We start from the raw sequence: 15,289 nt of genomic DNA on the forward strand, positions 1-15,289 counted from the left end.
CTGGCTGATCAATAGTCGACCGCATCGCGGATGATCGGGCAGGTCATGCAGTGACCGCCGCCACGTCCACGGCCCAGTTCCGCACCGACGATCGTAATCACCTCGATGCCCTGCTTACGCAACAGCGTGTTCGTGTACGTGTTGCGGTCGTATGCATAGACGACGCCCGGCGACGCACACACGAGGTTCGCACCGCTATCCCACTGCGTGCGCTCGCGCTGATAGTCGCTGCCGCCCGCTTCGACCACGCGTAGCTGCTTAAGCCCGAGCGCCTCGGCGACGACATCGGTGAACGGCTTGTTTTCCGCGTGCAATTCGACCCCGCTCGGATGGCTGCTCGGCCGATACGAATAGGTGCGCGTCTTCGCCATGAAGTCCGGGGCCACCAGCACGCAATCTCGATCGGCGAACGTGAACACGGTATCGAGGTGCATCGCCGCGCGAATCTTCGGCATCGCCGCGACGATCACGCGCTCGGCCGCGCCTTTCTGGAACAGCGTTGCCGCCAGTTGACTGATGGCCTGCCGCGAGGTGCGCTCGCTCATGCCGATCAGCACGACGCCCTTGCCGATCGGCATCACGTCGCCGCCTTCCAGCGTGGCAAGACCGTGATCCTGGGTCGGGTCGCCCCACCATACGTTGACCTTGCCCGCGAAGTCGGGGTGGAACCTGTAGATCGCCGTGGTCAGGATCGTCTCTTCGTGGCGGGCCGGCCAGTACAGCGCATTCAGCGTGACGCCGCCATAGATCCAGCAGGTCGTGTCGCGCGTGTACAGTGTGTTCGGCAACGGCGGCAGCAGATATTCGGTGCCGCCCGCCGCTTCCTTCGCGACCTCCAGCGCCTTGCCGCCGTGCGCTTCCGGGAAGTCGTGCGTCGATAAGCCGCCAATCAGCGTTTCGGCAAGCTTGCGATTGTCGAGCCCTTCCAGATAGCTTCTCAATTCATCGATAAAGCCGAGGCCAACCTGATTCGGCACCACCTGGTTGTCGAGAATCCACTTCTTGCCCTCTTGCACCGCGACCGTTTCGGCGAGCAGATTGTGCATCTCCACCACTTCGACGCCACGGTCGCGCATCTTCGTGACGAAGTCGAAGTGATCGCGCTTCGCGTTCTCGACCCACAGCACGTCGTCGAACAGCAGTTCATCGCAATTGCTCGGGGTAAGACGCTGATGCGCGAGCCCCGGTGCGCAGACCATCACTTTGCGCAGCTGCCCGACTTCCGAGTAGACACCCAAACCACCCGCTTTCGCGTCCGTGTTCGCCATGATGACCTCCTGAATATCAGTGGTGACCCGCTCTGTTCAATCTGATGTCGTTAGATTGTGATCCTTCCGGTTACGAGGGCGTAGACGCCGATGATCGCGCCAATGACGATGACGGTAAAGATGAACCAGTCGGAAGTGATGAAGACGTTCTTGCTCTGCTCTCGTCGCGCCCACAAGTAAAGCGCTGTGCCGGGCGCGTACAGCACTGCGGCAAGCAGAATGAATTTCAGGCCGCCCGCAAAGATCATGAATGCGGTATAGATCACGGCGATTGCGGCCATGATCAGGTCGCGCCGGCGCTCGTCGGCGCGCAGGTCGTAACCGTCGCCGCGATTCGCGTTCATGCAGCCGAACACCGCGACGAGCAGGTACGGAATCAACGACATCGCGCTCGTCAGATTCAACATCAACGCGAATGCATCGCGCGAGAAGTACGTGCTGATGACGAGCAGCTGCACCACGATGTTGGTCAGCCACAATGCATTAGCCGGCGTCTTGTTGACGTTTTCCTTGCCGAAGATCGCAGGCATGTCTTCGGTCCTCGCCGCCGAGAACAACACTTCGGCGCAGATCAGCGACCAGGCCAGATAAGCGCCGAGCACCGAAATCAGCAGACCTATGCTGACGAAAACCGCGCCCCAGTGACCGACCACCGCTTCGAGCACCGCAGCCATCGACGGCTGCCGCATCGCCGCAATGTCCGCGCGCTCGAGCACCGCGTAAGGCAGCATCGTCACGAGCACCATCAGTGACGTTACGACGACGAATCCGAGTATCGTCGAATGCCCGACGTCCGAGCGCTTCTTTGCATAACGGGAATAAACGCTCGCCCCTTCGATACCGATGAACACGAACACCGTGACCAGCATGGTGGCCCGCACCTGCTCGAAGATATTGCCTTCGAGACCGCCGCCGTAAAGGTTGGCCTGGAACAGGTCCATTCGAAAGCCGAACAACAGGATCAGGATGAACACCAGAATCGGGATGATCTTGGCGACCGTGACGATACCGTTGATAAAGGCCGCCTGCTGCACGCCCTTCAGGATCATGTAATGAAACAGCCAGATCCCGATCGATGCAACGACGATCGCAGCGACCGTATTACCGTCGCCAAATACGGGAAAGAATGCGCCGAGTGTCGACTTGATCAGCACCCAGTAAGAAACATTGCCGATACAACTGCTGATCCAGTAGCCGAATGCGGAGAGAAAGCCCGGATAGTCGCCAAAGCCCGCTTTCGCATACGCAAACACGCCGGCGTCCAGTTCGGGCTTTCGTTCGGCCAGCGTCTGAAATACGCGCGCCAGCATAAACATGCCCGTGCCCGCAATCAGCCATGCAATCAGGGCGCCCAACGGACCGGTGGCATCGGCAAAGGTACGCGGTAGGGAAAATATTCCGGCTCCGACCATGCCGCCCACGACCATTCCGGTGAGTTGCATTTTTGACAGCTTCTGTGGAGTGGACGCCATTCCGATTCCTTTTTAGTTACCTTTTTAACAAGGATCTGTAATCAGATTCGAACGAAACGTGTCTCTCGGCCAATCTTGCTGTTGATCAGCCGCGTTACTCTGCAACCACCACACGAAAAGAATGGTCTGTCCGTTGACGTTTGTCAATTTATCGCCGCGAGCATCGATAAGTCGCATTCAATATCGATGATTTAACAATGAAGCGACGTATCGCATCATCAACGCGGTTTTCTCAAACGATGGGGAATCGCTGAAGCGAGCTGAAAATATGGTCGCTCAGAACTACTGATAAGCAGCTGAGCGACAGCTCGAAATGACGCGCGAAAGTCATCGATGGTCCAAGCCTGATGACGATTTCGCAGTGGCGGGCTTTGGGTCCAACTATGACTCGCGCAACTTCCTCAACGTCAGCCGCGCTTCGAGACCGCCGCCAACGCGGTTGTGCAGCGTGAGCGTCGCGTCCATCGCGAGCGCGAGTTGCCGCGCGATCGCGAGCCCCAGCCCCGTGCCGCCCGTTTGACGATTGCGCGACCCTTCGAGTCGCACGAACGGCTCGAACACCGTCTCCAGCGACTCGGCGGGAATGCCGGGACCGCGATCGAGCACCGACACGGTAGCCTCGCCATCGTGCAACGCGCCGATATCGATCTGCGCGGCGCCGGCGTACCTCAGTGCGTTATCGACCAGATTGCCGACGATGCGCTTCAACGCCTGCGGACGCATCGTCAGCGACTGGCCGAACTGGCCTTGCAGCGACACTTGCTGACCGGCGTCGACGTAATCGCAGACGAGGCTATCGAACAGCGCATCGGGATCGATGCGGCGCGGCACCTCGGTCGTGCCATGCATCGTGCGCGCATACGTGACCCCTTCCTTGACTAGCGCCTCCATTTCCTGCAGATCCTGGCGCAGCTTCGCGGCCTCGCTGTCGTCGTCCAGCGTGTCGACGCGCAGGCGCATGCGCGTGATCGGGGTTTGCAAGTCGTGCGAAATCGCCGCGAGAATCTGCATGCGCTCGGTCATGTACGTGGCGATCCGATCCTGCATCGCGTTGAACGCCCGCGCGGCGCGCGCCACTTCGGACGGACCGGCTTCAGGCAGGCGCTCGGCCTTCAGGTCGGGGCCAAGCGTGTCGGCCGCGACCGCGAGTTGATTGAGCGGGCGCGTCGCGAGCCGCACCGCCAGCCAGCAGCAAGCGGCAAGCACGAGCAGCTGCAGCGTCAGCACGAGCGGCAGCCAGCGCGACAACGGCGCGCCGGGCATCGGCCGCAGGTCGATGGTGAGCGGCGTGCCGTCGCTCAGTTTCAGGTGCACCTGCAGACGCTCATGATCGCCAGGCACCGCGTTGACGGTCAGCGGGTAACGCGTCCCGATGCCGTCGCCGATCGATTGCGCGACGCGCGCCGACAGGCTCGCGTCGACCGGGGTGCCGGACACCCCCGGGCCGAGCACGAACTCATAGCTGCGCCGCGCGAGCCGCGGCAGCCACTGGGCGCGCTCGTCGGGCGGCAGATGATCGAGCAGCGCGACCGAGCTCGCCACTTCGCGCTCGATGTAGCCCATCATGATGCCGGTCATCGTCTGGTCGCGCTCGGTCATCGTGAGCCAGAACGACAGCGCCTGCGCGAGCGCGAGTCCAATGAACAGAATCACCGCGAGCCGCGCGAACAGCGTGCGCGGCCAATGCGGCCAGCGCAGCAACGACGGTGATGCAGAAGCGTTCATTGCGGATCTCCGATCGCAGTCACGACCGCCGAAAACACATAGCCCTCGCTGCGCAGCGTCTTGATGTAGCGCGGCTCGCGTGCGCCGTCGCGCAGGCGTTGCCGCAGGCGGCTCACCATCAGATCGATCGAGCGGTCGAACGGATCGGCCTGGCGTCCCTGGGTCAGGTTCAGCAGCTGGTCGCGCGTGAGCACGCGCTGCGGGTGATCGAGAAACACGCGCAACAGACGATACTCCGCGCCGCTCAGCGCCACTTCGGTGCCGTCCGCGTCGAGCAGATGGCGCGCGGTCGTATCGAGCCGCCAGTCGCCGAAGCACAGCATCGGCGCCGACTCCGTCACCTCCATACCCGGCGGCAGCATGCGCGCGCGGCGCAGCACCGAGCGGATTCGCGCGAGCAGCTCGCGCGCGGCGAACGGTTTGGTCAGGTAATCGTCGGCGCCCATTTCGAGGCCGACGATCCGGTCCGCTTCCTCGCTGCGGGCCGTCAGCATCAGGATCGGCACCGCGCGGAACTTGCCCGCGCGCAGCTCACGGCACAGCACGAGGCCGTCTTCGCCGGGCAGCATCAGGTCGAGCACGATCAGGTCGGGCGCGCCGTTCTCGAGCGTCGCGCGCATCTGGCGGCCATTGGCCGCGAGCGAGACGCGCACGCCGTTTTTCTCGAGGTATCCCGCGAGCAGTTCGCGGATACCGCGATCGTCATCGACGATCAGTACGTGGTCGGAGGTTTCCATCGACGGATTATCTGCCGCGGCGTTTGAGTTGCACGCCGCTCGATTGGATCAATGAACACTGCAACGGATGCGCGAGTTCGGCCGCGAAACCACCCGCGATGAACACGGCGATGGCAAACAGGCGTTTCATGCGTCCTCCAGCACGGAAAGACTCGCGCCGTCGGCCACGCTGGCTTCGAGCGCATAAGGATCGACCCCGTCCAGGCAGCCGATATTGACGCGCCATTGCTGCGGATCTTTGCGCGTCTGATGAAAAGGATAGATGCCGCAATGCTTGCAGAAGTAGTGTTTCGCGACCTTCGTGTTGAACTGGTACAGCGTCAGCGAATCCTCGCCGCTCAGAATCTTCAGTTGACTGGCGGGAAAGAGCGGCGTCATCAGCGCGCCCTTGCGGCGACACAGGCTGCAGTTGCAGCGTCCGGCCGGAATGATTTCGGTGCGAACTTCGAACTTGACGGCCCCGCAGTGACACGACCCTTGCAGCAATTCGGCGCTCATGTTGATCTCCGTGATCTGACGATGCCTGCTTTATAGCCTGGTTCATCAGTCGAATTATGTCGTAATGTATCCGGCCGCCGAGACGATACATTACATTGCAATAAGCCATGGCAATTATCGCGAGGCGAAACAGCGAAGATTAAGCGCGCGAATTCGCATTTAAGCGGCACGCGCAAAACGGATAACGCGGGTTGCTTCATTGCTGCCGCATCGTCATGCTCCCCGTGCAAAGATACTCCGCTTATCCATGATCAGGTGAGCGGCGCGGCGCGCCAGCCGGCCTCCTTACACGCTGATTTTGACCTCGGTATGACCAACCGGCTTTCCATGTCCCGCTTGACTGGCAGGCATTGCCGAGCACAATCGCGCGGAGCCTTGAATGCGCTTGACTTTTAATCACTAGCCACTTCCAATACCGATGGTGCAGTGCGATGCTTCACCTCTGAAACACGCCTCACGTCATTCGGTAATTCAAAGCATTTGCCAGCTGTTCATTCGTCCGCCGTGCATGCGGCGTCAGCTCGAACTGGAGCACTCCTCATCACGGGAGTCGTCTTGGCTGCAAGAAAAAACCAACCCGCTCGCCGCGAACCCGCCCTTATCGATCTCGCATTGCAGGGTGGCGGTTCACACGGTGCTTTTACATGGGGCGTCCTCGACCGTTTGCTCGAAGAGTCGTGGCTGCAGATCGAAGGGATATCGGGTACGTCGGCTGGCGCGATGAACGCCGCGGTGCTGGTGAGCGGCTATCAGGTGGGCGGCGCGGCCGGCGCGCGCGCCGCGCTCGAAGCGTTCTGGCGACGAGTATTCGAAGCATCGGTGTACAGCCCGTTTCGCCGCAGCCCGTTCGACGTGTTGATGGGCCGCTGGACGCTCGACTACTCGCCGCTCTTCATCGCGATGGACCTCGCGGCGCGCGTGTTTTCTCCATACGACCTGAACCCGCGCGGCGTACACCCGCTGGCGAAGATTCTGCAGGACTCGATCGATTTCGAGCATCTGCGCGACGCGCCGATCAAGCTGTTCATCACCGCCACCCGCGTGCGCACGGGCCAGGCGCGTGTGTTTCGCAATGGCGACCTGACGCCTGACGTGCTGCTGGCCTCCGGCTGCCTGCCCACGCTGTTCCAGGCCGTGCAGATCGACGGTGAAGACTACTGGGACGGCGGCTACGCGGGGAATCCGACCATCACGCCGCTGGTACGCGAATGCACGTCGAGCGATACGCTGCTGGTCCAGGTCAATCCCGTCGTGCGGGATCAAACACCGCGCACCGCGCGCGACATCATTAGCCGCCTGAACGAAGTCGCCTTCAACGCGCCGCTGCTGAAAGAGCTGCGCATGATCGCGCTGCTGCGCCGCGCGGCGGACGCCGGCAGCGACGAAGGCCGTCATTGGGCGGAGATGCGCATCCATCGGATCTCGAGCGAGCTGATGACCGAACTCGGCTACTCGTCGAAGCTGAACGCCGAGTGGAGCTTTCTGACGATGCTGCGCGACGAAGGCCGGCGCGCCGCGGACGCGTTCCTCACCGGGCACGCCGATTCGATCGGGGTGCGCTCCTCGCTGGATCTCGACGCGTTGCTCGACGGAGTCTGACCATGGAAGTCATCACGCTGTCCCCGCTCGCGATTGGTCTCGGACTCTTTGGGATGCTCGCGAGTCTCGCGCTGCTGATTGCCCTCGCATACCGCGGCTGGACCGTGCTGTTGCTCGCGCCGTTCGCCGCGATGCTTGCCGCCGCGATTTCGGGCGAACCGATTCTCGCGCACTGGACCCAGACCTTCATGCTCAGCGCCGCGCGCTTTCTCGCGCAGTTCTTTCCGTTGTTCCTGCTCGGCGCGCTGTTCGGCAAGCTGATGGAAGACAGCGGCTCCGTGAAGGCGATCGCCAGATACATGACGGAGAAGCTTGGCGCGCATCGGGCGATTCTCGCCGTCGTGATCGGTGGCGCACTCGTCACCTATGGCGGCGTCAGCCTCTTCGTCGCGTTCTTCGTGCTCGCGCCGATGGCCTCGGCCCTGTTCCAGGCCGCCAATATCCCGCGGCGTCTGATGCCGGCCGCGATCGCGCTCGGCACGCAGACGTTCACGATGTCCGCGCTGCCCGGCACACCGGCCATCCAGAATGCGATCCCGATGCCCTTCTTTGGTACGACGCCGTTTGCGGCGCCAGGGCTCGGCATCGTCGCGAGTATCGTGATGGTGGCGTTCGGGCTGTGGTGGTTGTCGTTGCAGCAATCGCGTGCGAAGGCGGCCAACGAGGGATTCGACGGACTCAACGCGGCGGTGAAATCCACCACGGCACCGGCGAGCGACAACCTCGTGCGCGAACGCGCGAGCGTCTCCCAGAGTTTCGATCCGGAGGAAGCGAAGCGCGGGCACGTCAGCGAGGATCTGCCGTCGTTCGGCGTCGCGCTCGCGCCGCTCGTGCTCGTCGTGCTGACGAACTTCGTGATGAACGTGATCGTGCTGCCACGCATCGACGCGGACTATCTGGCCGAGGTCCGTTGGGGCGAGACGTCGCTTTCGGCAGTCGCCGGTGTGTGGGGCGTGTGCGTGGCGCTCGTCGTCGCGATCGTGGTGCTCGTGCTGCTCAATCGGCGCCGCCTGCCGGCGCTGCGCGAGACGATCGACGCGGGCGCGAATGCATCGGTGCTACCGGTGCTCAACGTGGGCAGTCTGGTCGGCTATGGCGCGGTGATTGCCGCGCTGCCCGCGTTCGCACTCGTTCGCGAATGGGTGCTCGGCGTCGGCGGTGGTCCGCTCGTATCGCTGGCGGTCGCCACGAACCTGCTCGCGGGGTTGACCGGCTCGGCTTCAGGCGGTCTGACGATCGCGCTCGACGCGCTCGGCGGCACCTATCTGCAACTGGCCGCGCAACACGGCATCGACCCGGCGCTGTTGCATCGGGTCGCCGTGATGTCCTCCGGGACACTCGACAGCCTGCCGCATAACGGCGCGGTCGTCACGCTGCTCGCGGTGTGCGGCTCGAACCATCGCGAGAGCTATCGCGACATCGTGATGGTCGCGATTCTCGGCGCGTTGCTCGCGCTGGTGGTCGTGATCGTGCTGGGCTCGCTGCTCGGTACGTTCTAAAGGTTTTCTGCGTTCTGAAGTATCAAGGGGTCTTGCGCCGACGTTGCTGTTCGTCAGTGCAAGACCCCTTTCTCGTTGCTGCTAGGCCGTGTTTGGACTGCTGTCCAGCCGACTGCCGGCTCACTTCACGCGGCCGCGCGCGCCGCATTCATCCGGCCGAACACGAACTGCCCCAGATACCACACCAGCTCCGTATTCGCGAGAATCGCATCTTCGGTGACCGTCGACGGTTCGAGCTTCATCCGACGCAGCATCAGCTTGCCTTCGCGCGATGTTGTCCACGCATGCATCAGTTCCTTGCGCGTCTTCGCATCGGCGGCGCTGAAATGGTCGCGGCCCTTGCGCGAATCCTCGTTCATGCGCGCGCGCACTTCTTCTTCGCGCGTCGCGATACTGTTCGCCACGGTTTTTCTCGTTTCGGTCTTGACCGCCTGTTCCTGTGCTTCGTCGGCGAGCAGTTTGGCTTGCACGTCGACCATCGTGCGCTCGGCGTCGGAGATCTTCCAGTTGTCGCGTAGCGCGCGCATCAGATAGCCCGCGGGACTCTTCTTGACCTGGCCGCGCTTGATTCTGAAGCGCGTGTACTCGACGGCCTGCTGAATGCGTTCGTCGGTCCAGAGTTCGCGGTTCTCCGAAATCTCGCTGAACTGCTTGGTCGACAGCCCGAATTCGTCGGTGAGAATTTTGTACAGATGGCTCGCGTCGGCGAGGCTCGCGAGTACCGCGTCGGCTGTGTCCTTGCGCTTGAGCAGGAAGCGGATGCGGTCGATTTTCTTCGACGTCGTGGATGCAGTCCGCGTCTCGTAGGACATCTCGACGTCCGACACTTCGTTGATCTCGCGCACCGCCGGCTCGAGCCAATCGCGCTTGAAGTATTTGAAGATGGCGGCGTTCGCGCCCATCTTGCCGGGCCAGTTGCGCATTTCCTCGAGCTGGATCCAGTCGGTACGTCCAGCGGGCACGTTGGGCAAGACCTTGTCGTAGATCGCGCGCGCGAGACTGCGCGTGAACGCGGTGGAAATGCGCAAGCTTAGCCAGTGCGATTTCTGCGGATCGCGGATATGCGGCACGAGCCGTGGATGGACGTCGAAACGCATACGTCCGCGATGAAAGCCGACCATGCCGATCAGCTGAACCTGCACCCACAGGTCGTCTTCATTGGGATCGCGGTCCGCGGGCGTATTCGTCACGCGGACTTTCGCGTTCTGAGCTTCGTCGGCGATCGTGCGCAAATGCTTCAGGTTGCGGCTGTCGTAACGCATCAGCCACTTGAAGTAGTTGAGTTCGACGTCGTACTGATCGCGTTGCTCGGGTTCCTGCGCGACGATGAAGTACGCGGCATCGAGAAAACGCCGCGCCGGCAGTCCCATGTTGACGATCTCGGTGAAGAAATCGTTGCGCTGATAACCGATCTCGCGATTGGCCTCGTTGATGCGCAATCCCTGATCGAACATGTCTTCGAACAGCGCGAGCGCCATCTGGCGTGATGTCGCTTTCGACTTGCCCTCTTCCGGATTGTCCGTAGCCATGTTCTTCATCCACTTTTTAGCTCCCGGGACTGTAAGCATGCAGTGGTGAGCTGTCAACACACAGAACCTCACCATCAGCACGGCCTCGGAGGTGGCCATTTCGTGGTCCATTCCGCGATTCGACACACAGAACCTCACCATCTACACAAGCAACCTCACCTTGCTAGACGGGCTTCCGCGCTGCGAAGCCTTATGGGACGGCCCATCCGGCCTTCCGTTCCTGCAGATGCACAACGCACCTCACCTTTGAGATTCGACGCATAGTCAAACACATGGAACCGCACCTTGGTAGGGAATTGGTCTCACCTTGCTGCACAACCAACCGCACCTCTGGGCACAGCGAACCTCACCTTGGACACAAAACACCTCACCTTTCTAGACTTAAGTGTTTGAATAAATTAAATATCGTTTGGCTGTGTAGGTTTGTGGGTTTGTTCTCGATTTAAAAAAAAAAACCCTACCAACTTGGCTCATAAAGTAAATGGACGCGAAGATTGCGCAATGCAGCATGGTGAGGTTGGTTGTGCGATACGTTGGAGGCTGATAGGGACGCTCGTGTGGCGAAGGTGAGGTTGGTTGTGCTTTCCGGATGATCTGCGGGTATTGGTGATGTGTGTCGCTCGGTCTGACCGTCTGTCGCCGGCGGAAAGCAGCGGCGGTAGGTGAGGTTGATTGTGCAGTTGCGCTCCGTGAGGGGGTAACGCTCGCCGGAAGGTGGCGAAATCTTGATAATGGTGAGGTCCGTTGTGCTGAGGCTCGCCGGATTGAGCTTCGCGGAAATGAGAAAGTGCACAAATAACCTCACCCCGTGCTTAAGTTTTGGGCAGCTGTGCCGGCTCCGCCGGCCGTGTTGCGAATGAAGGTGAGGTCATTTGTGCCTTCGAGTGCGCGGTGTTTCCAGGCGCGCCAGCGAAAACGGTGTGAAAATAGAAAAACTTTCAGAAAAACCACATAAAAACAGTAATTTAAAAAGCTATTTTCAAGCATTTCCTGTATTCTGAGGTTTCCGGAATTTTATGGGTAAACCTCAGAATGGTCAGAACGAGCCAACTTCCTGCCGTAGACCGAACCGTTCACTTTGAGCAGATCAGTGAGTTCGCAGAAAAAGTCACGATTTTTACTAATGAGCTGCGTGACACGATTCTGGCTCCACGTCCTCGAAAAACGGCTCCCGTCTTCAAGACCGGCGAGATTGCCGAGATGTGCAACATCTCTCACTCCCAGGTGCAGTATCTCGCGACAAAAGGCGACGGAGAACTGCCTTCGGGCACCGCCGCCGGCACGGGCCGTACCCGGACCTTCACGCTGGAAGAAGCGCGAATCTGGGTGCAGAAGATTTCCGATATCTACCAGACACCACTGGTCACGCGCCTGAAGGAACCAGACGGGAAGATCATTATCACGGCGCAGCTCAAAGGTGGTTCCGCAAAGACGACGACGACGATGTGCCTCGCCCAAGGGCTGTCGTTGCGGGGCCGCAAGGTGTTGGTAGTCGATCTCGATCCGCAGGCGTCGCTTTCGGAACTGTGCGGACTGTACGCGGAAAAGGACGTGACACCTGAAGATACGGTATTGCCGTACGTCTACGATCAGGACATCGACGGCGGCCTCGAGGGGCGGATCCAGTCGACGTACTGGGATGGCATCGATGTGATTCCTGCGCACACGGAATTGATCGGGGCGGAGTTCCATCTGCCGGCGATGCAAAAGATTCGTCCGGGTTTTCGTTTCTGGACCGTGCTTCGTCAAGGGCTCGAGCCGCTGCGCAAGAAGTACGACTACATTCTGATGGATACGTCGCCGTCGCTTTCGTACCTCAACCTGAACGCGCTGATGGCAGCGGATGCCATGGTGATGCCGATGGTGCCGGAAAACCTGGATTTCATCAGCTCGCTGTCGTTCTGGCGGCTCTTCTCGGACGTGTCCAAAAGCTTCATCAAATTCGAGAAAGAAAAGAAATACGACTTCGTATCGCTGGTGTTATCGCGGGTCGATTATGGGCGGAACTCGTCGGCGCCGATCGTGCGCGCATGGGCGCAAAGCGCGTACGAAAACTGGCTGCATTCGATCGAGGTGCCGGCGAGTTCGGTGATGAGCACCGGGGCGTTGGCGTTCTCGACCGTCTTCGACATTAGCAGCAATCACAGCGCGGCCAAGTCGCTGCAACGCGTGCGGCAGCCTCTCGTCGATTACTGTCGCTGGATCGACGAGATCTATTCGGAAAAATGGAGGAACGCGCAATGAGCAATATGCGAGAACAGTTGCTGGCCAAGACGTCCGGCATTCGCAAAACTTCGTCGATCAACGAGGACGAGGTGAAGCGCAGCAACCGCACGCAAACGGCGCCCGGCCTCGCTGGTGCGCTGGCCGTTGCGCAGCTTCGCGTGCAGGAATTGGAATCGACCGGCATCGCATCGCAACTGTCGGTCGCGAGCATCTTGCCGAACCCGTGGCAGCCACGGCGTGTGTTCAACGAAGCAAAGTTGGCCGAGCTCGCGGAGTCGATCCGGGAAGTTGGGTTGATGCAGCCGATAGTGGTCCGTCGTGTCGCGGATGACTATCAGATCGTCGCCGGCGAACGGCGCTGGCGTGCGCACAAGATGTTGGGGCTGGACACGATCAAAGCAGTGGTCGCGGATTGTTCTGACTCGGATATGGCCGTGCTGGCGATGGTCGAAAACATCAGCCGCGACGACCTTGCTGACTATGAAATCGGCGTTGCGATCCGTCGGTCGGAAGCGGAGTTTCCGAATCGCAAGCGACTGGCAGAGGCGATGGGATTGTCGCGGGCGGGTCTGTATCAATTCCTTTCGTTCGATAATCTGCCGGACTTCATCAAGAAAGATCTCGATATTCAGCCGCGACTATTGGGCGGGACTGCGGCGCAAGCAATTGGGGCGGCGATCAAGAAGCACGGCGAGGATGGGGTTAAAGCAGCTCGCGAAATTTGGCCGCTGTTGGTGAGAGGCGAAATGGATCAAGGGAAGGTCGCGGCGGCAATCACTGCCTTGGCGACCCGACAGACGACGTCGGCGGGTACTGGCGGACGCAGCATCGAAAAGTTTTTCGCGGGACGAGAGCACGCTGGAAGCATCACGAAGGATGTCAGCAACTTCACGATCAAGATCAAGACCGGGGTGATTACCGAGGCGCAAGAAGTTCAGATACGACAGTTGATCGGCCAAATGTTCCAATCGCAGCCGAAGACGAGCTGATTTGACGTTTGGTTTGTAGTGTGGAAAGGCCCGCCAAGTGCGGGCTTTTTTTCGGCCAGCCCAAATGGGGTGGGCTGCGAGAGTGTCTAGAGTCTAGACACTCTTTCAGGAGACACCTCAGTGTTCGTCCGCGTGTCTAGACTCTAGACACTCTTGTCGGCAAAAGTCGACGACGAGATAAGAGCGCGCTGTCGTGAGAACGAGCATTCTTTGCGCCTTGTCCGGGTCGCGGGGACTTTCGCGTAGTAAGTGCATTCGCAAAGCAAGCTTGCCGGTGCAGGTCCGTTGCCCGACATAGTCGAGCCCGCCATTGGCTTGGAATTTGTGAACCTGTCTGGAAGCCGGCTTCTGCCAGCTCGCTGACGGGTCATATCGTCAGGGCGCAGCCCAACGTGTTCGATGGTCACCTGACGGCGGCAATGGTAGGCCGGTTCCCTCTCTTTGAAAGAGAATGCTCTCCGACAGGCCATCCACGGTGATTCTCAACCCTTCGTCACAAACGGGCTATTCATCCTCGTACTATCGCTCGGCCTTCGATGGCCCGCTCCTGCGATGAGAAAAATCGCTGCGCGAGACATCGAGGCGCCGCGCAACAAATGCTTGCCACGCGCTTGCACGCAGCCACGTTGAAATATCGCGGGATGCGCTGAAACCGGTTTTCCATAGAGCCCCGAGTTCAGGGTGACGCTGACGGTCGCAGCACTTTGTGAAAATCGCCAACGTCTCTCACGGCTGATGCAATGTGCGGAAGCACCTAAGGCCACAGACGCGCGCGGTGCTGAGGCCAACGCTTATGGACACCAGTCAGCCGTTCTTCGGCCGGGAAATCCGTCCCGTACGATCACCGACGAATCCGGATCAGGTGGACGGAAGCGCGAACGACTGCTGTGAATCTGGTTTTTCTCAGCGAACAGAACGAATACGTCAAGCTGTGTCGGGAGCCAGCCAATACTTGAGTGCCGCGTTAAGGGATGCCAAACCTGCTAGTGCGATCCCTCTCGATCGACGCAGATCGAGGCTGTCGCAGCGGTGTACGCCGCTCCTTTCGATCGTCGCAAGCCTGCCCCCGAATCACATCCCCGTTGCAGATCCAGACAGTCGGCCGACGGCCAGAAACTCAACCCGGATCGCCTGGCTGCCGCTGCGCAATCGGGCGGTACGCGCGTTCGGCAATTCCCCAACGTCGCCAGTAAGAAGCCACTCTCGGACAATTAACCAGGGGGCGGCAGGTCGTCCGAGCGACTTGCCCACATCACGAGATGCGCGGCTCCGCTCGTTCGAAGGAATGTGTCGCGACCACGCGAATCATCGGGTGGCCAGTTCCGAACTAACCAGCTTTCGACCGGAACCGATCTTCCCGTTCTGGTCCCGTATGTCGCGCTACCGCTTGAGCCTGCGCCAGCCGCTGCGGTCGCGCGAAATTGACAACGCTGCTCCTGGCGCATCGGAAATCAACCCGCCGGACGATGGTTCGCAGGATAGGCGAGGGCAAATGTGCAAATCGTCGTCAACGTAAAGAGTCGTCGTCCGGCTCACTCTTCTCCCGTCGATGAGCGGGACAATTACCCACCGCACGTTCCACAAACGCAAAGCCACCGTCCATCGCTGAGCGCGACGCCAACTCTAGCTTCGATGAGTCGGCCACGAGCAAAAATCCCATAACATACGGGGCGCGGAACGCGAGGCCCGCTTTTACGAACTAAATATCGAAAAACGAGCGAGTATTAGCCAATCCGAGCGCGAACCC

The 15,289-nt window shown here is 60.5% G+C and carries 12 protein-coding genes; 4 read left to right on the plus strand and 8 right to left on the minus strand.

The genetic code is table 11. The features are described from left to right. Window positions 1-8: 8 nt before the first annotated feature. From arcA to GCT19_RS19835, 6 genes are all read right to left on the minus strand, one after another. A complete protein-coding gene (arcA, locus tag GCT19_RS19815) occupies window positions 9-1,268 on the minus strand; it encodes an arginine deiminase (RefSeq protein WP_013093924.1) in 1,260 nt (419 codons plus the stop codon). Between the two features lie 50 nt (window positions 1,269-1,318). Continuing rightward, a complete protein-coding gene (locus GCT19_RS19820; protein ID WP_152852875.1) occupies window positions 1,319-2,740 on the minus strand; it encodes a basic amino acid/polyamine antiporter in 1,422 nt (473 codons plus the stop codon). A gap of 381 nt (window positions 2,741-3,121) precedes the next feature. Further along, window positions 3,122-4,465, minus strand: a complete 1,344-nt coding sequence (locus GCT19_RS19825; RefSeq protein WP_013093922.1) for an ATP-binding protein — start codon at window positions 4,463-4,465, stop codon at window positions 3,122-3,124. Next, window positions 4,462-5,202: a response regulator gene (locus GCT19_RS19830; RefSeq protein ID WP_013093921.1), complete on the minus strand. Its 741-nt coding sequence runs from the start codon at window positions 5,200-5,202 to the stop codon at window positions 4,462-4,464. Before GCT19_RS19830 ends, GCT19_RS19825 begins: the two co-directional genes overlap by 4 nt. A gap of 7 nt (window positions 5,203-5,209) precedes the next feature. Further along, window positions 5,210-5,332, minus strand: a complete 123-nt coding sequence (locus GCT19_RS44405; protein ID WP_018433665.1) for a hypothetical protein — start codon at window positions 5,330-5,332, stop codon at window positions 5,210-5,212. Further along, window positions 5,329-5,700 carry a GFA family protein gene (locus GCT19_RS19835; RefSeq protein WP_152852876.1) on the minus strand — a complete coding sequence of 124 codons (372 nt, stop codon included), beginning with the start codon at window positions 5,698-5,700 and terminating at the stop codon, window positions 5,329-5,331. The genes GCT19_RS44405 and GCT19_RS19835 overlap by 4 nt, the downstream gene beginning before the upstream one ends. Window positions 5,701-6,255: 555 nt before the next feature. Here GCT19_RS19835 and GCT19_RS19840 point away from each other — a divergent pair. Beyond that, window positions 6,256-7,299 carry a patatin-like phospholipase family protein gene (locus GCT19_RS19840; protein WP_176134724.1) on the plus strand — a complete coding sequence of 348 codons (1,044 nt, stop codon included), beginning with the start codon at window positions 6,256-6,258 and terminating at the stop codon, window positions 7,297-7,299. A gap of 2 nt (window positions 7,300-7,301) precedes the next feature. Further along, window positions 7,302-8,798 (plus strand): GntP family permease, encoded by a 1,497-nt coding sequence (locus GCT19_RS19845; protein WP_013093917.1) that lies wholly within the window; start codon window positions 7,302-7,304, stop codon window positions 8,796-8,798. A 125-nt stretch (window positions 8,799-8,923) separates the two neighbouring features. Here GCT19_RS19845 and GCT19_RS19850 read toward each other — a convergent pair whose 3' ends face one another. Continuing rightward, window positions 8,924-10,327, minus strand: a complete 1,404-nt coding sequence (locus GCT19_RS19850; RefSeq protein WP_026228327.1) for a replication initiation protein — start codon at window positions 10,325-10,327, stop codon at window positions 8,924-8,926. 801 nt (window positions 10,328-11,128) lie between these two features. Beyond that, the gene (locus tag GCT19_RS19855; protein WP_152852877.1) at window positions 11,129-11,314 is read right to left on the minus strand and encodes a hypothetical protein; all 186 of its coding nucleotides are present in this window, start codon (window positions 11,312-11,314) and stop codon (window positions 11,129-11,131) included. A gap of 45 nt (window positions 11,315-11,359) precedes the next feature. Here GCT19_RS19855 and GCT19_RS19860 point away from each other — a divergent pair, with 45 nt between their 5' ends. Next, window positions 11,360-12,571, plus strand: coding sequence for a ParA family protein (locus GCT19_RS19860; RefSeq protein ID WP_026228326.1), 1,212 nt, complete (start codon window positions 11,360-11,362; stop codon window positions 12,569-12,571). Continuing rightward, on the plus strand, window positions 12,568-13,542 hold the full coding sequence (locus GCT19_RS19865) for a ParB/RepB/Spo0J family partition protein (RefSeq protein ID WP_152852878.1): 975 nt from the start codon (window positions 12,568-12,570) through the stop codon (window positions 13,540-13,542). Before GCT19_RS19860 ends, GCT19_RS19865 begins: the two co-directional genes overlap by 4 nt. Window positions 13,543-15,289 lie beyond the last annotated feature (1,747 nt).

It is taken from the genome of Paraburkholderia atlantica (assembly GCF_009362785.1).
Taxonomy (GTDB): domain Bacteria; phylum Pseudomonadota; class Gammaproteobacteria; order Burkholderiales; family Burkholderiaceae; genus Paraburkholderia; species Paraburkholderia atlantica.

Coding starts and splice junctions, on each gene's coding strand:
- GCT19_RS19820 (WP_152852875.1), bottom strand. CDS start 2,740: ATGGCGTCCACTCCACAGAAGCTGTCAAAAATGCAACTCACCGGAATG.
- GCT19_RS19835 (WP_152852876.1), bottom strand. CDS start 5,700: ATGAGCGCCGAATTGCTGCAAGGGTCGTGTCACTGCGGGGCCGTCAAG.
- GCT19_RS19825 (WP_013093922.1), bottom strand. CDS start 4,465: ATGAACGCTTCTGCATCACCGTCGTTGCTGCGCTGGCCGCATTGGCCG.
- GCT19_RS19845 (WP_013093917.1), top strand. CDS start 7,302: ATGGAAGTCATCACGCTGTCCCCGCTCGCGATTGGTCTCGGACTCTTT.
- GCT19_RS19865 (WP_152852878.1), top strand. CDS start 12,568: ATGAGCAATATGCGAGAACAGTTGCTGGCCAAGACGTCCGGCATTCGC.
- GCT19_RS19830 (WP_013093921.1), bottom strand. CDS start 5,202: ATGGAAACCTCCGACCACGTACTGATCGTCGATGACGATCGCGGTATC.
- GCT19_RS19855 (WP_152852877.1), bottom strand. CDS start 11,314: ATGCTTGAAAATAGCTTTTTAAATTACTGTTTTTATGTGGTTTTTCTG.
- GCT19_RS44405 (WP_018433665.1), bottom strand. CDS start 5,332: ATGAAACGCCTGTTTGCCATCGCCGTGTTCATCGCGGGTGGTTTCGCG.
- GCT19_RS19850 (WP_026228327.1), bottom strand. CDS start 10,327: ATGGCTACGGACAATCCGGAAGAGGGCAAGTCGAAAGCGACATCACGC.
- GCT19_RS19860 (WP_026228326.1), top strand. CDS start 11,360: ATGGTCAGAACGAGCCAACTTCCTGCCGTAGACCGAACCGTTCACTTT.
- arcA (WP_013093924.1), bottom strand. CDS start 1,268: ATGGCGAACACGGACGCGAAAGCGGGTGGTTTGGGTGTCTACTCGGAA.